Here is a 22,262-nt window from a genome sequence, read left to right as displayed (position 1 = left end):
AATAAAAAAGAAGCAAGAAACTCTTTCTACGAAGTTGGGAAAATTTGACCAAAAGAAAAGTGGACTTCAAAAAAATAATTTTTCAAAAAGAGACTGAAGAGGCTTTTTTGAAAGGAGGAATCAGTGGTGATAAAAGACCAGCAACGATCGATTATTATAGAATTTCCACTTAGAGGGGAATGGCAAGCACCTACTACACCAGTAAAGAAAATCCCTAGTCACGGTACTAATCGTATGGGATTAAGATTTGCATTTGATTTTGTGCAAGTTGATTGGGAAAAGGAAAGAAAGCCGTTTTACAATACTAGTTTTACTAGGTATTTTTTCTTTGGAGTACCGTTAGATAAATGCTATGGTTGGGGGAAACCGATTTTTGCGCCTTGTGATGGTGAGATCGTAACGATTAGAGATGGTATTCCAGAACGTGCTGTTGTGCATTGGATAGTGGATTCGGCAATTGCTATAAAAAATGCTAACTCATTTAACGAGTATAATGACGACTTCAGTCAAATTGCCGGGAATTATCTGGTTTTAAAATGCCAAAATAATATCTATATGGCATTTGCACATTTACAAACGAATTCGATAAAAGGAGTAGTTGGTGATCGAATCAAAAAAGGAGAGAAACTAGGAAATGTTGGACATTCAGGTAACTCTACGTCCCCCCCATTTACATTTTCAATTGATGGATAGCGCGGATATTGCTCAGTCGAATGGTTTGCCCTTTTTATTTGAAGAATATGAAGTCTATCGAAAGGGTGTTTGGGAATCAGTTTATAATCAGATACCAGCACATACAGATCGAATTCGCTTTTATAAAAAATGATTTCCTCATAACATAAACGTTTTTTTAATAATCAATGATTACTACTCTAGTCTTTACTTCGTTTAAGAGTATAGTAATATAGCTAGACATCTCTTAGATTGACTATTTAATAAATCAATTAATATGCAGGATCCATTCATAACCGTTTTAAGATGGATAATGAAACTTCAAACGGTTGATTGTTATACCGTTCCGTTCTATGAAAGCTTGGCGATTGATAGATTTCTGATTTTAGACAGAACAGGACGATTTCGATAGACTGAAGATAGGAGAGGATTTGCGCATGAAGGCGTTGTATTTTAATGAATTCGGTGATTCAACTGTTTTAACATATGGGGATTTGCCTGATCCCGTCATTCAAGAAAATGAGCTATTGATAGAAATGATGTATATTGGTTTGAATTATGCAGATATTTATCGAAGAAAGGGCAGCTATCATATTGAATCCCGAAACCCTCTAATTAATGGCTATGAAGGTGTAGGGAAGATTATTCAAAAAGGAAGATCAGTCTCTAAGTTTCAGCTAGGGGAAACGATTCTTTTTGTGGATGTTCCTTTTGCTAATGCAGAATTGGTGGCTGTTCCTGAGGAAAATGCCATCCGTATTCCATCTAGTATACCACCTGAATTAGCAGCCAGTATTGGCCTGCAAGGGTTGACAGCTGATTTTTTAGCTCATGATCTTGGCAATAATGTGAATAATAGTAAGGTCTTCGTCCATGGGATAAGTGGTGGCGTCGGACAAATTTTATCGCAACTCTTAACCGCAGATGGCCTAGAAGTCTTCGGCGTCACTTCTTCGGAAGAAAAGCGACAACTGGCTTTAGACCAAGGAGCAAAACAAGTCTTTTTAAGAAACACAGAATGGCAAGAAACCTATACTTCTTTCTTTGATACCGTTTATGATGGCATTGGACATACATTAGCCGAAAGTGTCGACTTGCTCAAAAATAGAGGGAAGGTTATCTTTTTTGGCATGGCAGGCGGAAATCCGCCAGCGATCGACTTTATTCCCTTGTTATCAAAATCAAAAAGTATTTTGACCGGGGATCTCTGGGATTACTTAACAAGTTTTCAAGAGCGGGAGAGAAGAAGCACCCGACTATTTACTTACTTTAGCAAGAATCAAATTAAAATCAGTCAACCAACCATTTTTTCATTAGCTGACGGAAAAGCTGCCCATGATTATTTAGAATCTGGAAAAAGTGTCGGGAAAATTTTGCTGCAACCATAAGAAAGTAAAAAAGCTAAATGACTTTATCATAAAAGATACACCGAATGTTTGCTAATTCACTAAATCATCTTTTTATATAATCGATACTTCTCTTATGATAAATCTTTAAGGATAAAAATAAATGTAAAATGAATAGAATATTGCAAGAATCTAATGTTTTCTATTTCGTCAGTGAGAATAAGATAAAACTTTGTGATAAACAGTACATTTAATTTGAAAATATTTAATTACAGCAGTAAGATAAATATATCAAATACTTAAGGAGTGATATCTATGACAAACTATGAAGAAAAGGAAGCAAAAGCATTGGTAAAGATTGCAGAGGTTCTTGATAAGTTAGATGAGAATTTAGCTGAATTAGACACACTAGATGCAGACGCAAAAAAACATAGTATGAAGAAATGGATCGTTGAGAAAAAAGCGATTCATGAAATCAAAAAGATCGCACACGAAGCCGGTAAGTATGAAAAGTACGATGAACAAGCACTACAAAAAGAAATTGATGAAGTTGAGAAGTATATGTAATTGAACAAAAATAAGAAATTGTCACCATTATTCAGTAATTGAAATCTGAAATGATAAAAGCTTGATTTCAATTGAAGATTTAGAATTGACAATGATCTCACTAAGCCCATGCTCTTATGAGTGTGGGCTTGTTTGCTGTACATATGATTAACCACGCCAAGGTGAATAGGCATGAAAAATCATGCTCTACAACGACAAGATAAAACATTAGTTAAAGGGGGACGGGGAAAATCCAAAAACAAAGAAAGTCTGTTTTTTCGTTTTTTTCATCGACTTTCTCTATTTTTTTAGACAAGCTTTTCGCTTATTCTAAATTTATGAGCGGTATCATAGTAAACAGTTAACAAAACGTTTAGACCATCTGAAAAACATCTTTGCAGAAAATAGTGACGGGAGGTTTATGGCTGATAAGCAATTCGATTGTCTATTACAACATAGTAGAAAGTTCTTTATTGAAGATAAAATAATAAACTATATAGATGAAACGGGTGATTACATGGAAACAACATTTTTCATTTCGAAAAATACTTCTGTCACATCAAAACAGATGGAAAATGAAGTGATTGGACATGCTTGCGAGATATTACAGCGTGATATTTTAACCGTTGTGACAGACACGAGGAAAACAAATGAAATTGAATTGGTTTTACTTGATGAAAAAAATAAAACGGATGCTTTTCATATACTTTTCGTATCGCCAGATAAAGTAAAAGTGTGTGCTGAAACACCGTTAGGATTAATGTATGGGATTCTTGAAATCTCTCATAAAATTTTAGATGTTCAGCCCTTTTGGTATTTCATGGATATTCCCCCAATAAAAAAGCCATTTATTGAATGGACAGATTTTGGCTTAAAATTACCTGATTTTACAACGGACTATCGGGGCTGGTTCGTCAATGATGAGTTGCTGCTGGATCAATGGGAAGATAATGGTTCAAATGAATATGTCTGGGAACGTATTTATGAAACTTTGTTACGTTTAGGTGGAAATGTTATCATCCCGGGAACAGATAAGAACAGTCATAGATATCGACAAAGTGCACAAGCGATGGGGTTGATCTATACACATCATCATGCCGAGCCACTAGGCGCTGAGATGTTTGCTAGAAGGTATCCTGGTTTGAAGGCTTCATACGAGGAACATTTTGAGTTGTTTCAGGAATTATGGAAAAAAGCCTTACACGAGCAAAAAGGTACCAAGGTTATCTACACACTTGGTTTTCGCGGACAAGGGGATTGTCCTTTTTGGGCAGAAGATCTTGATCGACAGTGGTCAGCAGCGGAAAAAGCAGCAGTGATCAACGAAATCGTCCATCTGCAATATCATATGGTTAAAGAAGTCGATCCTCATGCAGTATGTTCAATGAACATTTATGGTGAGATGACGGAATTATTTAATCTTGGCTTACTTGAGCTTCCAGATGATGTGATTGAGATTTGGGCGGATAATGGTTATGGTAAAATGGTTTCTCGTAGACAAGAGAATCACGATCCACGAGATGAGGTGTTAACAAACACACCAAAACCAAATCATTCAAGAGGAATCTATTATCACGTTGCCTTTCATGATTTACAAGCATCTAATTTCTTGACGATCTTGCCTAATAGCCCAGAATTTGTTTCTAGAGAGTTAATGGCGGTTAGAGAAGTCAAGATGGATAAGTTTGTCTTAGTTAATACAGGCAACATAAAACCGCATATTTTGTTCTTACAAGAAATAGCGAATTTCTGGCGAGCAGATTATCAGTTACGAACCAATCAAGAGATAATTTCAGAGCATGTAACACAATACTATCAAAATCAGCAAGAAGAGATCCAAGCTGTCTATGAAGATTACTTTGAAGCGGTTATCCGCTATGGAACACATGAGGATCAAACCGCTGGTGATGAGTTTGCCTGTTATTTGATTCGAAAAATTATTCAATCCTGGCTCAAGCAAGAAACAAAAATTCCGAGGTTAGAATGGTTGACGGGTGATCGGAAAATCAAGGAGCAAGTCACAGAAATTTTCTCTATGGTAGGAGAAAAGATAATAGCCTGGGAGAATCTATTGCTGAGATGCCAGCAGATTACATTATCCCTTCAGGATAAACATGCACAAAATGCTCGCTTTTTTAATGATATTTACCTCTCAGTAGCCGTTCAATGCAAAACGTTAAAAACACTGCTCCATTTGTTAGACGCTTATCAGATGATTGATCAGGAAGAAATGGTCATTGTATTTGTAAAAGTTTTCGATGCGTTAGAAGAAATCCACCAACTAATTCAAATATTGAAGGAAAATCCTAGTGATACATGGTATGATTTTTATGAAAATGATGGCTATACCAACCTAACATTGACAAAAGAGATGATCAAAAGTCTGTTGTCTTACATTCGCATCATTGGCGATGGTCCTGATCAAGACCAGTGGGAGAGAAAATACATTATGGACTCCACTGAATCAAGAGTTATGTTGCTTTCAAATACTAAAAAAGCGTTGACGGATGAAAAGTTAGCAAGAAAAATCAGAGTAGGTTTAAGTGAAGAACTTAAAAAATATTAATTCGAGATGAAACACCTTTCAAAAGCAAGAGATTTATCCTAGCTTTTGAAGGGTGTTTTATCTAGTATACAAATTTTATTAGAATACATTAGGTGTATCGTCCAACTCTAGCACCATATTATACCAAGCAACACCTGCATGTTGTGATTCTGACAGTCCTTCTAGTTGATAGCCGTGCTTTTCGTAATATGGAATCAATGATTCTAAACAAGTTAATGTGATTCCTTTTCTATTTTGAAGACGACATTGTTGTTCAAGGGCTGACAGTAGTTTACTACCAATCTGGCAGTTTTTATAATCAGGAGCGACAGCCAAGCTAAGAATACTTTGGTAGCCACCAAAAAGTTGATTAGGACAAGTACTTTCAAAGAGATCGTCAGAGAGATAACGTTTAGAAATAATGGGCCCTACAACGTAGCCGATCGGACAATCCTTTTCATTTACTGCCACAATAAAACAGTCATTAATTGTATGTATTCGATCCATCATCGCTAGTCTAGATGCTGCTTCATCCGCTGTAAATCCTGCATTTTCGATCTGCATGATTTGATCAATATCATCTTCTTTTGGTGGTCTAAAGAAAACGTTCATTCAATCACTCCTATCCTATTTAGGAATAGTTTATCATATAATAATCCTTTTAAAATACGTCTTACGCGCTTCTATTTTATTTTTGCTTTTCTAACGTTTTTTAACATAAATGCGTTGACTTTTTTACCAAATATTTGAGAAAAACCGAAAGATACATGGAAAAGTCGTTAAATAAAATACTGTTTACGGCTTTATAAGTGCTTTTGCATGAATGACTTTTTGTGAGGGAGTTGTGAGAAAAGTGAAAAATTAAGACAAGATTTATCTGAATGCCTTGCCTTAAAGTCCACTTCAAGAAATATACTGAAACTACCTTTACTTAAGGAAGATGAAAGGAGCAATACGATGAGAAAATGGACAAAAGGTTTTTATCTGGCTATGATTTTTCTTGCAGGATGCAGCAGTGATCCAACGAATGAAGAACTAGGTACTAATCCAGGGGAAACAAGCGATCGTGACTTAGTAGCACAAGAAAATGGAGAAATCTCTTTGATTGATAGCGCGGATGACATTTTAATTGCCTACTTTACACGACCTGAAAACTTGGAGCAAGAGCCCACAGTCGAAGCAGTTTCTGGAAGTAGTTTTAATGTGATCGATAACACTTTAGTAGGAGATGTCCAAGTCATAGTAGAGATGATCGCTGAACAAACAGGAGGTGAGTTATTTTCGATTCAAACAGAAGTAGGTTACCCTAACGTTTACGATGAACATACAGCTTTTGCCACTAGAGAGGTGGAAGAAGATGCCCGACCAACATTGATGACTGACGTTGCCCAAATGACTGAAGTGGATGTTCTCTTTATCGGCTTTCCCGTTTGGTGGAACCGTGCCCCAAGAGCCGTGTTAACATTTCTTGAAGCCTATGATCTTACGGATAAACAAATTATTCCTTTTGCAACCCATGGGGGAAGTGGACTGACCAATAGTCAAAATGAACTTCAAACGTTGTATCCAGCGTATGACTTTCTTGAAGGCTTTGCAGCAAGAGCGGGAAGTGTTGAAGACGCTGAACCCAATCTGTTGAATTGGCTCGATGAACTTGGGTACTAGGAACATTACGGTTTAATAGATATTTCTTGACCGGCTAATAGTCCATTATGTTTTAAAACCAAAAGAAACATAATGTTATTATGGTAAACAAGTGTGTTTGACTCATGAATCCTATGAGAACGAGAAAATAGTATTCCTTCAAGTCATTGTAAGAAGAATCATACCAAGATACTCATATAACCTATACCAAGTGTCGCAAAAGTATATAGCTGATAAACCTGTTCGTTTGTGCGAACAATTTCTCATGTCATTCCATAAAACGCTCCTCTTAAAATTCTACAGTCTTCTTCTTTTTTTTAGTATGATTCGCTGGAATAGCGATTATTTGTTATTATTAGAAATGAATAGACCAAAAAGAAGGATGATTCTTTTCATTGCTAAGAGTTAAAATGTTGCAAAAAAGAGGAGGCGATTTAGTGGAATTTCGTTTATTAAAATATTTCTTCACGATTGCAGAGGAAGGAACGATCTCACAAGCCGCAGAAGTGCTCCACATCACCCAACCGACATTGAGCCGCCAATTAAAAGAATTAGAAGATGAATTAGGAACGGCTCTTTTCATTCGTGATAATCGTACAATGCTCTTAACAGAAGCAGGTCGTTTTTTAAAAAGCCGTGCCGAGGAGATATTGAGTCTAACGGATCAAACCATGCAAGAGTTTGAAGATCGTAAGAAACAGTTGTTTAGTGGTCATTTCACAATTGGCTGTGTGGAAGCAGATAATTCCGACACGCTTTCTTTGATGTTGGAAGAATTTATCAGTGACTATCCAGATGTCCGCTTTCATATTCACAGCGGCACAGGAGATGATATCAACGAGCGTTTGGAGAAAGGCTTATTGGATTTGGCGATTTTGATCGAACCCATCGAGATCGAGAAATACGAAAAAATCGTTCTACCAAGAAAAGAGACTTGGGGCATACTGACATCGGCTGATTCTTTTCTCGCCCATAAAGAGGAGATCACACCAGAAGATATCAAAGGGGTGCCATTGCTAGTGTCAAGGCGTCCGGAGGTGCAGCAAATGTTCAGCCAATGGTCAAAAATACCAATAGAAGAATTACCGATCGTTGGAACATATAACTTGATTTTCAATGTCTTTTCCTTAGTAGAAAACCATGTTGGTTCGGCGTTGACCATCAGCGGAGCAGTCGGAGAACGGAGGGATGAAACGATCAAATTTTTGCCTTTAGTCCCTCAAATCGAAACCAGCTGTGTCCTGGTGTGGAAAAGAAATCGTGTGATGTCGCCTGTTGTGACGGCGTTCATTGCCCGCTTTCGTGAAGCTTTTGAATAATTGCATCCTAAAAGCCAAAAGAAGTGGAGTAATCCGCTTCTTTTTTCTTCCACCTCTCCCTATGCTTCATAAGCATAGGGACTTTTTATAGAAAGCATTATTCAAAGGCTCCGCTTTGCCTTACTATTAAATATACCAAGAAGAGAAACCAAGGAGGTGACAAAATGCCGGCAATACTTGTGTATTCACGAGCAGGAGAGAATCTTATTGAAGGGCAGCGAAAAAAGCTGATAGTGGGAAATACCCGGGTTCTAGCAGAGAAAATAGCAGATAAATTACAATGTCCGCTTTATTCTCTTGAACCGGCTTATCCTTACCCTGAAAGCTACCAAACAATGGTCGAGCTAGCAAAAAAAGAAAAAGCGGCTAATGATTTCCCCCTCTATCAAGAGGTATCGGCAGCGTTTTTTAAAGAACGGGTTTTGTTTATCGGTTTTCCAAATTGGTGGGGCACATACCCGATGATCCTAGCGAGTTTTTTAAAAGATCATCGATTGGAAGGGAAGAGTATTTTTCCGTTTTGTACTCATGAAGGCTCAGGATTTGGCAACAGCCTAGGAGACTTTAAAAAGACTTGTCCTGAAGCAACTGTTTATCCTGGATTAGCTGTTCGTGGTTCAAGAGTAGCTAAAGCGGATATAGCTATTCGAAATTGGTTAAATCAGCATTTTATTAAAATAGATGAAGGAGTCGATCGATATGGTAAAGAAACAAACCGCAGGAAGAGATAACTTAGGCAAATTTGCGCCGAAATTTGCGCAACTGAATGATGATGTATTATTTGGTGAAGTTTGGTCACGTGAGGCAGAATTGGCTCCTCATACGAGAAGTTTATTGACGATATCTGCCTTGATTTCCGGTGGCAATTTTGAACAGTTGACTGCCCATTTAACGATTGGCAAGGAGAACGGGATCACTGTAGAGGAAATTGCAGAAGCAATCACTCATCTGGCTTTCTATGTTGGCTGGCCTAAAGCTTGGTCTGCTTTTAACATCGCCAAAACGGTTTATCAAGAAGAGCTAGCTGAATTGGAGGAAAAATAAATGTCAGAACTCGATGCAGTAAAAGAAGCAGGAATCTTTTCACTGGGCAACACAAATGACGCCTATGCACAATATTTTAGCGGTCAGAGTTACTTGAATCCTTTAGTAGCTGATCCAGCGATTCCAGTCAACGTTGGCAATGTGACCTTTGAACCAGGTTGCCGCAACAATTGGCATCGGCATATCGATGGTGGGTATCAATTGTTGTTGGTGACTTCAGGAGAAGGCTGGTACCAAGAAGCAGGGAAGAAACCGCAAAAACTTACTGTTGGGGATGTTGTAGTCATCAAGGAAGGGGTCAAACATTGGCATGGTGCAGCGAAAAATAGTTGGTTTGCCCATGTAGCGATTACTGCTGGTGCTTCAGAATGGTTAGAAGCAGTCAGTGATGAAGAATATGATCAGTTGCCTGACGCATAAAGGAGGAAAAAGGGATGAATCGAATCAAAGGAAAAGTCGTGATCATTACGGGTGCATCAAGCGGAATTGGTGAAGCAACAGCGTTACTTTTAGCAGAAAAAGGTGCCAAATTGGTTTTAGCTGCTCGGCGGAAAGAGAAACTAGCGGAGATTGTTACAACAATACGTGAGAAAAATGGAGAGGCTGTCTATAAGGAAACCAATGTGACCAAACCAGCGGATAATCAAGCGCTGATCGACTATGCAAAAGAGATCTATGGGAAAATCGATGTGATTTTCTTAAATGCGGGCATTATGCCTAGTTCTCCTTTGTCTGCTTTAAAAACAGAGGAGTGGGATCAAATGATCGATATCAATATCAAAGGGGTATTGCATGGTCTAGCTGCTGTTCTGCCAGATTTTATTTCCCAAAAATCTGGACAGGTGATCGCAACCTCTTCCGTAGCCGGATTAAAAGCATATCCGAACGCAGCAGTTTATGGGGCTACAAAATGGGCTGTGCGTAATCTAATGGAAGTTCTGCGGATGGAGTCGGCACAAGAAGGAACAAACATTCGAACTGCCACCATCTATCCAGCAGCGATCAATACTGAATTATTAGACACGATCACAGATGAAGCAGCAGCTAAAGGTATGACCGCATTATACAAAGAACATGGGATATCACCCGATCGAGTAGCCAATATCGTGGCTTTTGCAATCAACCAGCCAGAAGATGTCAATGTGAATGAATTTACCGTCGGGCCAACCTCCCAACCTTGGTAAATACGTAGGAGAAAATAAGCTTCCGCTTGCATAACCAATACGCGAGTGGAAGCTTATTTTTATTTAGCCAAGATAAAATTCAATCAACGTTTTTGCAATTAGTTTCGTCATGGAATGACCTTTAGTAAAGCTTGAAGCTAAATAAATCGTCCGCGATAAGGGAATGTCCGTTAGTGAATGCAGAACAAAAGGTGCCTCACCTTCATAACCCCAAGTAATTTTAGGAAAGAACGTGATTGCTAGTTCTTTCGCTTTAGCGGATTATTTTTCTCGGGATTGTACCAATGAGACTGAAAAAAGGCTCCACATGCTATTGGCGATCATCGCTACGCTGGACGATACGTGCATTTTATACCGCAGCAATCAAGAGGTACTGACACTGGTTCAGCAACTCGCACAAAACGCCAATCGACAAGCGTTGCCGAACCCAGCATTTCAGGCACTAGCAGCCTTCTGCCAGTCAGAAAATGTATCTCCCGGAGGCTGTGCGGATCTGTTGGCTGCCAGCTTCTTTTTGTTGTCCATCAATTCGATTTTACCCATAAAAGAAGGAGAGACCGTTTATCAATAACTCTTTTCCTTAGAAGAAAGGTAACGATTCTTCTAAGGATTTTTTGTTTCATTTTTTTGCTCGTTTAAGAAAAATAAAATCTCTTGCTATTTGCATAGTTTAATGATTAGATAATTCTTAGGCACTACTGAAATGCTTCGTTGCTTCATTGCAACGAAAAAAAGGAGTTACAGATGAAATATTATAATGCTTTTCTTCAAAATCTTGTGTTGCGGCGCTGGACGGTCTTGTTTATGCTTGCGGGCATTCTTTTTTTGTTTCGCAGTATGATGACCATTCTTTTGCTGACTTTTATCTTTACGTATTTGATTTATCGGCTGGTTCTTTTGCTCCATCGAAAAAGCCGACTGCCCATCAAGCTTACGAGCATCCTGACTTACAGCTTGATTGTGTTCATTCTTTATTTAGTAGCAACAAATTATGTTCCCATCATCATCAAACAATCCGTCCAATTAGTCAATTCCGTTGCTGATTTCTACCAACGGACAGACTCCAATAATGAATTGATCGAATATGTCTTGAATTTATTGCAGACCAGCGAATACATCCAGAAATTACAAAGCGGCGTTCTAGTCGTGATCAATTATCTGTATAATTTCGGTGAGTTGGCGTTGACTGTGCTGATCTCCTTTCTGCTTAGCTTCTTCTTTATGATCGATAACAAAAAGACCGTTGCGTTTTCTCGGCTGTTTTTGCAAGGGCGAGGGGCGTGGTTCTTTGAAGATGTTTACTATTTAGGAGCTAAGTTTACGCGGGCTTTCGGAAATGTGATCGAGACGCAGTTGGTGATCGCCTTAGTCAATACAGCGATCACTGTTTTCGCCTTAGCGGTGATGGGCTTTCCGCAGCTGTTGAGTTTGGCGTTGATGATTTTCTTTCTCAGCTTGATTCCTGTTGCTGGTGTGATCATCTCGTGTATTCCATTAACGTTTATTGCCTATTCTATCGGCGGATTTAATGACGTGATCTACATTCTATTGATCATAGTGTTTGTTCATGCGTTGGAATCCTATATCTTAAATCCCCGCTTGATGGCTAATAAAACAGAGATCCCGATGTTTTACACGTTTATTCTCCTGTATCTTAGCGAACATCTCTTTGGCTTGTGGGGCTTGATCATCGGGATCCCATTGTTCACTTTCTTTTTAGATTTAATGAATGTGAAAGAGATTCCGCGATTGCGTAAAAAATCCGATGACACCTTGCAGGACCAATAAAAATGATTGCTATAAAGGATGGCAATTGATAGAAAAAACCATCTCTGCCGATGAAAGGCGAGATGTCTTTTTTATTTCGCAGCAATTTTTTTCGTAAAGGAGACAAAGCAGATTGCTGAAGAGGGGCTTTGAAACCTCCCTGTTGCTGAATACCCTAACGAGTGATAAAAGTGAACCAGCTTGGGTTCTTGCAGGATCGTATGCAAACGAATCGTATCTGTTTGTACGTTCCTTTCAATCAAGGTCATTGCTTGTCTACCGATCCCGCGGTTCTCGTAGGAGGGAAGAAGGGCGATGGAGGATAGCTTCGTCGTATGTTCCTGCTCAACCGTCAGTTTTATAAAGCCCACGATTTTCTGAGCGGTCATGATTAAATAATAAGTTGTACTCGACGCAGAAAATTTTGCGTTTAGCTTCTCGAAACTTTGTAAGTAGGGAGAAGTTTCTTTGTCTTGATAACGGAGAAAGAGTGGTTTGAAGGCAGCTTTTTGTATCAAGTAGATAGAAAGTAAATCGGAAAGCTTCGCTTCTTTAAGCTGAATGAGCATGCACACCTCCATAAAAAGTCAGACATCATTTGTTGAAAGACATTGATTCGGTATAGAAGGTCCTGATGAAAAAGCCATCGAATAGCAGTCTTTCATTGGCTCGTTTCCGTTTTGATCCTTCCCTCAACCAGAGGTTCAAAAACGAAGAGATCCGCAGGGCTTCGTGCCAACGGTGTTTTATTGAAAAAGATCATTTATCGATGTAACCAAGTCGTCATAGGTTTGACCGGTAGCGATTGCATAAAGAGAAAGCAAAAAGACGAGGGCTGCTGCCAGCACGTAAAAAATTCGGAGGCGATAACCGTCACCTGTCCGGCGATTTTTTACAAAAGTAAAAATCGTCACAGCTAGATAAGCGAAGGTCAATAAACAAATAAGATACGTAATAATTTCTGGTGTCATGGGCGTTTTCCTTTCTTTTTCTATTTGTATAAAAATATACTCAATAAATATAATATAACCATTTCGATACCGTCAAAGAAAGCGCTCAATTTTTGACACATAAAAACTGACCGAATGGTAGCCATTGGTCAGTTCTATTCAAAAACGATGGGGTATGATCTTAATTGTCTTTTTTTTCTGCCTCTAGTAAGTTTCTTAGTTCATCAGCTAAAGCGATACAGGCAATACTATCTGTTAAGGACATCAAGGGATTTTCGAGTTGTCCTTGTGCAAGTGCGGTGTGAACTGCTTGAATCTCTGAATGGAAATCATCGATCTCGTACCCAATATCATAGATCGTGTCTTCTTGGTCAATCGTTACGGTAAAAGAAGCGGGGCGATGGAAGTTTGGGACCGTGATTTTCCCTTTTGTTCCTTGTAATTCCGCCACCGTCTCTTTTGTTTGGTCAAATCCAGTCTCAATCACTGCAACAAAGTCTTCACTGACAAAGCGTGCTTCAACGTAGGTATCAACCCCAGTTTCATAAAGGCTGTAATCGATCAATTCGGCAGTTAAATTTTCTGGTGAAAAATCTTGGATAAAGGCTAAGTTATAGATCCCCATATCCAGTAAAGCACCCCCTTGTTTTGGCAGATAATGATAAGTACTGCCTTCGACTGGTAAATGGCGGCGAAAAGTAGTCGTGACACTTGTTAGCTCACCGATATGACCACCATCCACAAGTTCTTTTAGTTTGCGATACGCTGGGGTGAAGCGCGGTTTCATAGCTTCCATAAAGAAGACTTCGTGTGCTTGGGCTTGTTTTTGTACATCGCACATTTCTTGTGCAGTCAAGGTTGCTGGTTTTTCACATAAAACAGCTTTTTTCGCTTGAAAGGCTTTGATGATCCATTCATAGTGATACGAATGCGGCAAAGCAATATAAACGACATCGATAGCTGGATCATCTAATAGGTTTTGGTAGTCATCAAAGACAGCATCACACGGAAATTTTGCTTGAAACGCTTGCGCTTTTTCCATCGTACGACAAGCAACCCCATAAAGTTGGGCATCTTGAAAATTTTCTAAGCTTGCAGCAAAGCGATTGGCGATATTTCCGGCACCAATAATTCCCCAATTGATCATTTCATTTCCCTCTTTTCTTCAGTTGACGGGTATTCTGAGAGAATCCCTGATTCCAAAACAGTTTGTTTTTTTCTTAGTTCAGCAATATTTTTTTGGTATTCTTTGGCATACAGCAATGCGAACAGTGAATCTAAAATATACTCAAAGGCGACCTGCGAAGAAAAGGTACCGACTTTGAGGAAATCACGTTCATCATGAGAAGCGATGATCGCATGGGTCGCTAATGGGATGATTTTTGCATGGGCGTTGCCAGAGATCACGATCACTGGTACCCCAACATCACGAAAGTGTTGCATGATTTTTTCGTATTGTGTATTTTTCCCACGATAGGTAATAAACACGGCACAATCTTTTTTCGTGACGTTCGACGCATTCCACGCATCATCTCCATACTCATCAGCAACGATCAGATACTTATTAATCTTGACCAACTTATTTTGAAAACTTCTTGCCCGGATCTGAGAATCACCACGAGCAAATAAGAAAATCCGCTGCGCAGCTTCCAACGATTGTACCACTGTTTCCATCGTTTCCGGAGCGACCTGAGCATGGGTTTTGTGGATCGAGTTGATCGTTAGATCGGCCATTTTTTTCAAAATGTCAGGTGTTTGATCCTTGGGCGAAAAGGGGAAATTCGCGTCAACAAAGGTTGGATTGAACATCTGATTATGGGCAATTTCAGCCAGACCTAAGCGAAAACTTTTAAATCCTTCATAACCCATCTTTTTGGCTAGACGAATGACGGAAGAGTGGGATGTGTACGTATGCTTGGCGATGACTTCAATCGTCAACGAAGGCACATCATTGATATTTTGCAAAATATAATCGGCAATCCGTTTCTCCGTATTGGTCAATCCTTCTTGAAGCCGTAATTTATCTCCTAATAACATCAAACCACCTCTTTCTAATCATAGCCTAGGACAAAGAAAACCAAAAGTAAAAACTGTGCCTTTTTGGTAATTTGGTAAAAATGTTCAGAAGCACTCAGCAGTTTGCAAAAAAGTCTGGTCAAAAGCACCTGTTTTTGGCAAAAGACTTCCCATTTTGAAGAATTTCATCAATAATCAAGCTATCAATTTATAGGAGGAGTCACAATGTTAACTATCGCATATCTCGGAAATGGGAAAAGCACCAATCGCTACCATCTGCCTTTTTCAACCAAGCTACAGGATAAGATAAAAGTGAAGACGATCTATTCACCAAGCGGCAAGCTGACCTGGCCAACACTGGAAGGCGTTCATTACACCTCTGACTTAGAGGATATTTACCGTGATCCTGAAATTCAATTAGTTGTGGTCACGACCCCAGTCATTTGCATTATGAATTAGGCAAGGATGTCTTGCTTCATGGGAAAAATGTCTTAATCGAAAAACCTTTTACGGAAACCTCGGCACAAGCAAAGGAATTGTTCGCACTGGCGCAGGAGAAAGGCTTGTTTGTGCAATGCTATCAAAATCGCCGCTTTGATTCTGATTTTTTGACCACGCAAAAAGTGATCGAAAGCGGCGTGCTCGGAGATCTCTTAGAAGTAGAGATGCATTATGATTATTTTCGTCCAGAGGTTCCACGGTCAGTGACCGAATTTTCACTGAATACTAGCTACTTATACGGACACGCTTGTCATACACTGGATCAAGTGATCTCCTATTTTGGGCAACCTGACGATGTCCATTATGAGGTTCGGCAATTGCTTGGGAAAAATCGCATGAACGATTACTTCGATTTGGATCTGTTTTATGGTCGAATGAAAGTCTCAGTCAAATCTAGTTACTTCCGATTAAAAGAGCGGCCTAGTTTTGTCGTTTATGGCGAAAACGGCGTTTTTGTAAAACAAACGAAGGATCGACAAGAAGAGCATCTAAAACAGTTTTATCTCCCAGATCATGCAGATTTTGGGATCGATTTGCCAGAGCACTATGGCACACTAACTTATATGGATGCTAACGGTGACTACCATGAAGAAAAAGTCATCTCTGAAATTGGTGATTATAGCCGTGTGTATGAGGGCGTCTATGAAACGATCATCAATGGCAAAGAGAAAATCGTAAAAGACGAAGAAACAATTTTGCAAATCGAAATGCTAGAAACAGGCATCAATCAAGTGATCACTGAGTCATAAGGCAGAGTGATTACGGGGCTTTTGACAAACAAAGCGCCTGAAGGCATCAACTGACTCAACGTAAAGGAGGAGATACGAATCGAACCTTCAGAAATCCTGCAAGAAGAACAGCAGCTGCAGTTTGCTCATTTTGACAATGCCCTCGTATTGCGGTTGGTAATTGCCATTGATCAGTACGTTAAAAGGAACTATCCGAAGCCGGTAGGGATCAAAGTTGTTCATCATGGCTTGCCGATCATTCGATTTTTAATGGTAGGGCGAAAAGAAAGTCCTTGGCTTGAAAGAAAAGAACGAACGGTACTAGAAAGCGGTCATAGTTCACTATACGTCTATACCCAAAAAGATAGAGATACACAATTCGCTAAATGGGCAGAAGACGAACACTATGCAATTTGTGGCGGTGGTTTTCCAATTATCGAAGATAGAAAAGTCACTGGTGCTATCTGTGTGTCAGGTTTGGCTCATTTAGAGGATCATAAAGTGATCACCGAGGTATTGAAACAAATGATCTAAGAAGATAGAAAAGGGGAAGCAAGATGAACTTAGCGATTTTAGGCGCAGGCATGATTGTCCATGATTTTTTGACGGTGGCGGGGGATGTCCCGCAGCTTGAACTGTCCGCTATTTTTGGGACAGAAAGTGATTTAGAGAAAATGAATCACTTAAAACAGCAATACGGGATTCAAACCGTCTATACAGAGTTAGGGGCATGTTTGGCGGATCCATCCGTTGACACCGTGTATGTCGCATTACCCAATCATTTGCATTATTCCTTTGCCAAAGAAGCGATCCTCGCTGGCAAACACGTCATTTGTGAAAAGCCATTTACGTTGCAGACACGAGAATTAGTAGAATTAACAGAATTGGCAGCTGCCCATGAGGTGCTTTTGATGGAAGCCATCACGAATCAGTACTTAGCCAACTACCAAGGAATCAAAGCGCAGCTTGAAACATTGGGAGAGCTGAAAGTGATTGAATGCAACTATTCGCAATATTCTTCTCGTTATGATTTATTCAAAGAGGGAACCGTTTTACCTGCATTTAACCCGAAAATGGGTGGTGGGGCATTGATGGATATCAATATCTATAATATTCATTTTGTCGTCGGGCTTTTAGGAAAACCCAAAAGTGTCCGCTATTTTGCTAATGTCGAACAGGGGATCGATACTTCTGGCATGCTGTTTTTAGACTATGAACAAACAAAAGTCGTTTGTATTGGCGCCAAAGATTCGACAGCGACGATTCGCTCAACGATCCAAGGGACGAAAGGATCGATCATCGTCAATGGGCCAACGAATATGCTTGCCAGCTATGACGTTGAACGGATCAACGGGGCAAAAAGCCATCAGGATCAAAGCGTTCACGGACATCGTATGTTTGAAGAATTTGCCCGTTTTGCACAAGCCATTCACGAAAATGATCAGGCCTTTGTCAAGGAACGCCTTGCCCATAGCAAGCTGGTGATGGAAGTAGTGGAAAAAGCATTGGCAGATGCCCAGATCGTATTAGGATAATCGCATCAATGAGGAAAGACACCAGCTTCTTAGAAAAGTTGCTGGTGTCTTTGTTTGTTTTCTTATTTTTTCTTCTTTAAACTCAATAAAATTAGTGGGATACCCAAGGTGAGGTAGCCGACAATCGTCATCAAACAGACCACCAGCCAAAAGTTATCTACTGCTAGAAACGCAATCAGACCATAGGCCACCAGAATCGAGAGAAAATAAAAAAGAAAGAGCTGGAAAAAACGTTTAAAACTCACAGTCATTCATTCTCCTTTGTTGTTAAACTGACTAGAAAAGTATACCATATCAAACGCAACTTCAAGGGATGATTGTGAACATTCGTAGGAGCCGCAAAAGGCGAATTGTTTTGTCGGCTGACCGTGATTCGCTATACTTGAAGGGAAGAGAAAGCGTAGGAATTTTTTTTAGGAGAAGGAGGAGACAGATGAAAAAGGTGGATGTACTGATTATCGGAGCGGGTCCAGCTGGAACGGCTGCTGCCTACGGGTTAAAAGCCAAAGGAAAGACCGTGGCGATCGTTGAAGCCGATTTATGGGGTGGCACTTGTCCCAATCGCGGGTGTGATCCGAAAAAACTACTGATGCGAGGCGTAGAAGTCAAAACAGAGGCGAAACGTATGCATGGCAATGGTATTCAAGGGCAGGTATCCATTGATTGGTCGGCACTGATGGCGTTTAAGCGCTCGTATACCGATCGGGTGCCGGAGTCAACCAAGCAAGGGTTACTAGCAGAAGGCATCACTACTTACTACGGACAAGCCGCTTTTCGTGATGCCCATACGGTCGTCGTGGACGCAGAAGAGATTCAAGCAGAAAAAATAATTATTGCGACAGGACAGCGTCCAGCCGTACTGCCAATCGTCGGCAAGGAGCATTTACAAAGCAGTAGTGATTTTCTTTCCTTTGAAAAGATGCCAGCAACGATTGCTTTCATAGGTGCTGGGTATATTACCTTCGAATTGGCGATGATCGCTCAAGCAGCAGGTGCTGAAGTGCATGTAATTCATCATAATGACCAGCCACTAAAAGGATTTGATGCAGAATTAACCACAGAAAAGGTTCGCTCAATGCAGGACCAAGGTGTTTCGTTTCACTTTAACCAGAACACACAGCAAATCACGAAAGAACAAAACCACTATACGATCCAGACACAAGCATTGTCTCTCACCGTAGAAGCAGTGATTGGTGCCACGGGACGTAGACCCAATAGCGATCAGCTGCAACTGGAAAAGGCAGGGGTAGAAACGTCAAAACAAGGGATCGTTGTAAATGAGTTTTTGCAGACTAGTCAAAGACACATCTATGCCATCGGGGATGTGCTCGCGAAAAAGCAGCCCAAACTGACGTCTGTCGCCAGCTTTGAAGCCGCCTATCTTGTCGAGCATTTAGATGACCCCAAAATACCCATCCGCTATCCGCTGATCCCTACACTGGTTTTTGGTGCGGAAAAACTGGCAAGAATCGGGATCAGTGAGCAAGAGATTGCCGATAATGCCTCAGAATATCATAGCGAGGTGATGGAACTATCTTCTTGGTACACCTATCGACGAATCAATGATCAAGAGGCAAAAATCAAATTGGTTTATGACACATCTGATACCATCGTTGCTGTCACGATTTTTTCTGCATTGGCCGATGAGTTGATCAACTACTTTGTTTTTGTATTAGAAAATCAGCTATCGAAAGAAGCGATTGCCAAGATGATTTTCGCGTATCCAACACCTGCCAGCGATTTGCCTTATTTTCTATAGATAACCAAACAAGCCTGCGCTAGTTTCCGCTAGCACAGGCTTTAAATTATTATGTCCGAATTGACTATAGTCTGCCAACCTTAAATGAACCTTAAAGTTGGTCTGAGGATTATTTAAGAAACGGGTTTGTTTCCTTTTTCAGGCTCTCTTTGAAAGCCGGCGTACCGCAATGATTAGTACGATCGATGACAAGAAGAGTCCGATCAAATAGATGATGAAAATAAAATCCGGCTCATAAAGCCGATAATTGAATATTTTTATCATAAAAAAGAGAAACGGGATCGCTGCAATAAGGGTTGAAACGAAACGTTTCCGCCATTGTATGAAAAACGATCCAATCACTAGAAAAAGACAAAATGGGACCCAGAAGATCAGATGTCCGATAAGTTCGATTTTTCACACCTCCTAGCAAGTAAAATCATCATAACGTTTCTTCCTAAAAAGCAAGCGTGAATGAAAAAATAATCCCATTAGGCACGTATGAAATTATGAGTGGAGTCTTCTGAAAAGTTCACAAGAAATCTGAGAATTTCAAAAGGAAATGAAAATCGAGCGATTAGGAATGTCCCAATAGGTCGAGAAAAAAGCACCTCTTGCAGGATTCAAGTGAAAATGAATGCTGCAAGAGGTGCTTTTTCGTAGAGTATCTGGTGCTTTATTCAATTGATAGCAAAGAAATGATTAGGAAGGAACGGCAGTCTTTTTTTATGGCAAGATGTTCTTACTATAAAAAAGGGAAATGACCATACCTATGTCCAATAGATCCTTATAATAAAATCCTTTCAGTGGCCCTAAATGTAAGAAAAATCCGAGAATCATTAATACAAACAGCAGCAGGAAGAGCAGGTTGAAAATGGTCATTAAGCGAAAACTGAAATGCCAATTAATCAAGAAATACTGATATTTCGCTGCTCGGTAAATTTTGTTTTGAATCGGAATTTTCTTGAGTGCAGGAATGGATTCATGATAGGACGTAAATAACTCGTAGTCTTTTTTTGTCAGCACTTCTGAGAATATGTTCGTCCCCCCTTGAAAGTCGAAATAGCCCCAATGGAATTGCTCTTTATCATCTGGCGATTCATGCTTCATCAGCTTTCTTGGCTTGATGGTGAAGGCTTTGATGGTCTCATAGGGGTAACTGAAATAGGTGTTGCTTTCTAGATAGTCGATGATGACCAAAAAAAGCATTCGGGTCTCTGTGAAAACCAACAAACGATTGCCACGGGTGTCATGAAAGATGTCACGGTATGCTTTTGCTTTTTTGGTTGTTGCATAGGCATAGGCGCCAAGCCCTTGATTGGCGAAGGCGAGGTTTCCATCTGGCGTCAAGGGCAGATAGCCAAGAATCGTTTCGTCTTTTGCTAAAAGCGTCCGAAGCTCCTCTAATAGATCTTGCAAGAAAACATATTGTTTGGACAGCTCGAAGGTTGTTGCTTTTTCTTGTTCAGATACTTTTGTCAGTGGTTTATTTTCATTTAAAACTAACTGTTTAAAATCCATCGATAGTCATCCTTTCTTTTAAGCGTTTGCGGCCATGGGAAAGACGATTGTAAATTGCTGAGATATTTAAGTCCGTCTGTTCTGCGATGGTTTCGGGTGATTCCTGATAAAAATAGTAGAGCAGAAAGATCCTTTGATCGAGGGCTTCAAGGTCTTCAATAAAGCCCAAAAAGTTTTCCTTTGTCAAAGGTGAATCTTCGATCGCTAGTTCCTGCTCATCAACCGGCTTTTCTTCCAGCGAGCGTTTGTTCAGCTTCCGCTTGTGGTCAATCGCACGACTGCGACTAATCAAAAGCAGCCACGTAATCAAACGACTTCTTTCTGGTTGGTACGCAGCAATCTTTTGCCAAACCTCGTAAAAAACTTCGTTCGCTACATCTTGTCGCTCGCTCACTTCATGCGGTTGCGAGAGGACACTATGAATCGTCCTCAGCATGCTATCACCATAAACCGCTAACAGTTCTTCTAAGCCGGCATAGTCTTTCTTTTTGATTCGTTCAATGATTTCTTCATCCTGCACCTTTTTCACCCCTTCACACTATATACGAAGAATTTTTGCCTTTTCTATCAGAAAAAGAAAAAAACCTCTGTTAACGAGGTTTATGTTCTTTGGCCAGAAGATCTGTTGCCAAGCGCTGTGCTAAATACTCCCAAAGAATGCCGCCAAAAAAAGCACCAATCATATAAAGAGTGACTGCTTGCAGCTCCATTGGATTATTTGCTAGCCAGAAAGAAAACAGCGAGCCGATGATCAATAGGTAGCTGCCAAAAAGCACTTGCCGCCACGAGCGTTTATTAACAAACTTGCTAATGAGAAAGGTTGAAAGGATCATCAAGAGAATTTGGATGAATGCCAGCGAAGGCAGAAGTGCAAAGCCAGAAACAACCATTTCCCAAAATTGTTGAATCAAGAAAAAGAAGGCAAAGAGAATCAGCCCGCGTGAGAATATACTAAGCCGCAAGGAAGATATTTTTTTTCGCATTTGTTTACTCCTTGAAAGGTTTTCTTTATTATAGCAAATTTTTAGTTAAATAATGTAAAAAGATGAACGAGAAGGTCTGCAAAAAAAACTTCTCCTACATGTGCCTACTTTTAGTATACTTGAAAGAAACGAGTGGATGGACTCGATACATAAGGAGGATTTCATGCCAATGATTCTTTTTGCACCTGCCAAATGGTCCTCAGAAAGCGATGCAGGAGATTGA

The 22,262-nt window shown here is 39.9% G+C and carries 24 protein-coding genes and 2 pseudogenes; 16 read left to right on the top strand and 10 right to left on the bottom strand.

Translation table 11 applies throughout. The annotated features are described in order from the left end of the window. Positions 1-126 precede the first annotated feature (126 nt). The 4 genes from CO692_RS16395 (at position 127) to CO692_RS16380 (ending at position 5,130) form a co-directional block, all read left to right on the top strand. Positions 127-693, top strand: coding sequence for a M23 family metallopeptidase (locus CO692_RS16395; protein ID WP_312778827.1), 567 nt, complete (start codon positions 127-129; stop codon positions 691-693). A 416-nt stretch (positions 694-1,109) separates the two neighbouring features. Continuing rightward, positions 1,110-2,060, top strand: a complete 951-nt coding sequence (locus CO692_RS16390) for a zinc-binding dehydrogenase (protein WP_096742734.1) — start codon at positions 1,110-1,112, stop codon at positions 2,058-2,060. A 273-nt stretch (positions 2,061-2,333) separates the two neighbouring features. Beyond that, a complete protein-coding gene (locus CO692_RS16385; RefSeq protein WP_096742733.1) occupies positions 2,334-2,585 on the top strand; it encodes a hypothetical protein in 252 nt (83 codons plus the stop codon). Between the two features lie 496 nt (positions 2,586-3,081). After that, on the top strand, positions 3,082-5,130 hold the full coding sequence (locus tag CO692_RS16380; protein WP_192940736.1) for a glycosyl hydrolase 115 family protein: 2,049 nt from the start codon (positions 3,082-3,084) through the stop codon (positions 5,128-5,130). A 78-nt stretch (positions 5,131-5,208) separates the two neighbouring features. Here the strand turns inward: CO692_RS16380 and CO692_RS16375 are convergent, their stop codons facing one another. Then, the gene (locus tag CO692_RS16375) at positions 5,209-5,721 is read right to left on the bottom strand and encodes a GNAT family N-acetyltransferase (protein WP_096742732.1); all 513 of its coding nucleotides are present in this window, start codon (positions 5,719-5,721) and stop codon (positions 5,209-5,211) included. Positions 5,722-6,066: 345 nt separating this feature from the next. Between CO692_RS16375 and CO692_RS16370 the strand changes: the two genes are divergently transcribed. The 6 genes from CO692_RS16370 to CO692_RS16345 all read left to right on the top strand — a co-directional run bounded on the left by CO692_RS16370 (position 6,067) and on the right by CO692_RS16345 (position 10,300). After that, complete coding sequence (locus CO692_RS16370; RefSeq protein WP_096742731.1) at positions 6,067-6,774, top strand: flavodoxin; 708 nt, start codon at positions 6,067-6,069, stop codon at positions 6,772-6,774. A 416-nt stretch (positions 6,775-7,190) separates the two neighbouring features. Beyond that, the gene (locus CO692_RS16365) at positions 7,191-8,072 is read left to right on the top strand and encodes a LysR family transcriptional regulator (protein WP_186366392.1); all 882 of its coding nucleotides are present in this window, start codon (positions 7,191-7,193) and stop codon (positions 8,070-8,072) included. Between the two features lie 164 nt (positions 8,073-8,236). Then, positions 8,237-8,803 carry a flavodoxin gene (locus CO692_RS16360; RefSeq protein ID WP_096742729.1) on the top strand — a complete coding sequence of 189 codons (567 nt, stop codon included), beginning with the start codon at positions 8,237-8,239 and terminating at the stop codon, positions 8,801-8,803. Further along, on the top strand, positions 8,772-9,116 hold the full coding sequence (locus tag CO692_RS16355; protein WP_096742728.1) for a carboxymuconolactone decarboxylase family protein: 345 nt from the start codon (positions 8,772-8,774) through the stop codon (positions 9,114-9,116). Before CO692_RS16360 ends, CO692_RS16355 begins: the two co-directional genes overlap by 32 nt. Then, positions 9,117-9,536 (top strand): cupin domain-containing protein, encoded by a 420-nt coding sequence (locus CO692_RS16350; protein WP_096742727.1) that lies wholly within the window; start codon positions 9,117-9,119, stop codon positions 9,534-9,536. Positions 9,537-9,550: 14 nt separating this feature from the next. Beyond that, positions 9,551-10,300: an SDR family oxidoreductase gene (locus CO692_RS16345; RefSeq protein ID WP_096742726.1), complete on the top strand. Its 750-nt coding sequence runs from the start codon at positions 9,551-9,553 to the stop codon at positions 10,298-10,300. Positions 10,301-10,363: 63 nt separating this feature from the next. On the opposite strand, the pseudogene CO692_RS18160 reads toward CO692_RS16345, so the two are convergent. After that, positions 10,364-10,543, bottom strand: a pseudogene (locus CO692_RS18160) (LysR family transcriptional regulator); the annotation flags it as partial. A 64-nt stretch (positions 10,544-10,607) separates the two neighbouring features. Here CO692_RS18160 and CO692_RS16335 point away from each other — a divergent pair. Next, the gene (locus CO692_RS16335; protein WP_413464659.1) at positions 10,608-10,871 is read left to right on the top strand and encodes a triphosphoribosyl-dephospho-CoA synthase; all 264 of its coding nucleotides are present in this window, start codon (positions 10,608-10,610) and stop codon (positions 10,869-10,871) included. 173 nt (positions 10,872-11,044) lie between these two features. Then, positions 11,045-12,088 carry an AI-2E family transporter gene (locus tag CO692_RS16330; protein ID WP_096742725.1) on the top strand — a complete coding sequence of 348 codons (1,044 nt, stop codon included), beginning with the start codon at positions 11,045-11,047 and terminating at the stop codon, positions 12,086-12,088. A 71-nt stretch (positions 12,089-12,159) separates the two neighbouring features. Here the strand turns inward: CO692_RS16330 and CO692_RS16325 are convergent, their stop codons facing one another. The 4 genes from CO692_RS16325 to CO692_RS16310 all read right to left on the bottom strand — a co-directional run bounded on the left by CO692_RS16325 (position 12,160) and on the right by CO692_RS16310 (position 15,054). Beyond that, complete coding sequence (locus tag CO692_RS16325; RefSeq protein WP_096742724.1) at positions 12,160-12,636, bottom strand: GNAT family N-acetyltransferase; 477 nt, start codon at positions 12,634-12,636, stop codon at positions 12,160-12,162. Positions 12,637-12,813: 177 nt separating this feature from the next. After that, on the bottom strand, positions 12,814-13,038 hold the full coding sequence (locus CO692_RS16320) for a hypothetical protein (RefSeq protein ID WP_096742723.1): 225 nt from the start codon (positions 13,036-13,038) through the stop codon (positions 12,814-12,816). Between the two features lie 160 nt (positions 13,039-13,198). Continuing rightward, the gene (locus CO692_RS16315; RefSeq protein ID WP_096742722.1) at positions 13,199-14,164 is read right to left on the bottom strand and encodes a Gfo/Idh/MocA family protein; all 966 of its coding nucleotides are present in this window, start codon (positions 14,162-14,164) and stop codon (positions 13,199-13,201) included. Beyond that, positions 14,161-15,054, bottom strand: a complete 894-nt coding sequence (locus tag CO692_RS16310; protein WP_096742721.1) for a MurR/RpiR family transcriptional regulator — start codon at positions 15,052-15,054, stop codon at positions 14,161-14,163. Before CO692_RS16310 ends, CO692_RS16315 begins: the two co-directional genes overlap by 4 nt. A 204-nt stretch (positions 15,055-15,258) precedes the next feature. Here CO692_RS16310 and CO692_RS16305 point away from each other — a divergent pair. The 3 genes and pseudogenes from CO692_RS16305 to CO692_RS16295 all read left to right on the top strand — a co-directional run bounded on the left by CO692_RS16305 (position 15,259) and on the right by CO692_RS16295 (position 17,797). Next, positions 15,259-16,283, top strand: a pseudogene (locus tag CO692_RS16305) (Gfo/Idh/MocA family oxidoreductase). 147 nt (positions 16,284-16,430) lie between these two features. Next, on the top strand, positions 16,431-16,796 hold the full coding sequence (locus CO692_RS16300; RefSeq protein ID WP_264291236.1) for a heme-binding protein: 366 nt from the start codon (positions 16,431-16,433) through the stop codon (positions 16,794-16,796). Positions 16,797-16,819: 23 nt separating this feature from the next. Then, positions 16,820-17,797 carry a Gfo/Idh/MocA family protein gene (locus CO692_RS16295; protein WP_096742719.1) on the top strand — a complete coding sequence of 326 codons (978 nt, stop codon included), beginning with the start codon at positions 16,820-16,822 and terminating at the stop codon, positions 17,795-17,797. A gap of 62 nt (positions 17,798-17,859) precedes the next feature. Here CO692_RS16295 and CO692_RS16290 read toward each other — a convergent pair whose 3' ends face one another. Next, the gene (locus tag CO692_RS16290; RefSeq protein ID WP_096742718.1) at positions 17,860-18,048 is read right to left on the bottom strand and encodes a hypothetical protein; all 189 of its coding nucleotides are present in this window, start codon (positions 18,046-18,048) and stop codon (positions 17,860-17,862) included. A 182-nt stretch (positions 18,049-18,230) separates the two neighbouring features. Here CO692_RS16290 and CO692_RS16285 point away from each other — a divergent pair, with 182 nt between their 5' ends. Further along, the gene (locus CO692_RS16285; RefSeq protein ID WP_096742717.1) at positions 18,231-19,556 is read left to right on the top strand and encodes a dihydrolipoyl dehydrogenase family protein; all 1,326 of its coding nucleotides are present in this window, start codon (positions 18,231-18,233) and stop codon (positions 19,554-19,556) included. Positions 19,557-20,261: 705 nt separating this feature from the next. On the opposite strand, the gene CO692_RS16275 is transcribed toward CO692_RS16285, so the two are convergent. The 3 genes from CO692_RS16275 to CO692_RS16265 all read right to left on the bottom strand — a co-directional run bounded on the left by CO692_RS16275 (position 20,262) and on the right by CO692_RS16265 (position 22,039). Next, positions 20,262-21,056, bottom strand: a complete 795-nt coding sequence (locus tag CO692_RS16275) for a hypothetical protein (protein ID WP_096742715.1) — start codon at positions 21,054-21,056, stop codon at positions 20,262-20,264. Further along, positions 21,046-21,585 (bottom strand): sigma-70 family RNA polymerase sigma factor, encoded by a 540-nt coding sequence (locus CO692_RS16270; RefSeq protein WP_096742714.1) that lies wholly within the window; start codon positions 21,583-21,585, stop codon positions 21,046-21,048. The genes CO692_RS16275 and CO692_RS16270 overlap by 11 nt, the downstream gene beginning before the upstream one ends. A 61-nt stretch (positions 21,586-21,646) precedes the next feature. Further along, entirely contained in the window at positions 21,647-22,039 is a 393-nt protein-coding gene (locus CO692_RS16265) for a hypothetical protein (protein ID WP_096742713.1), read from the bottom strand. Between the last annotated feature and the right edge of the window lie 223 nt (positions 22,040-22,262).

The sequence above is a fragment of the Enterococcus sp. FDAARGOS_375 genome (genome assembly GCF_002393265.1).
Taxonomy (GTDB): Bacteria; Bacillota; Bacilli; order Lactobacillales; family Enterococcaceae; genus Enterococcus_D; species Enterococcus_D innesii.
This window is presented reverse-complemented; position numbering and strand designations above follow the sequence as displayed.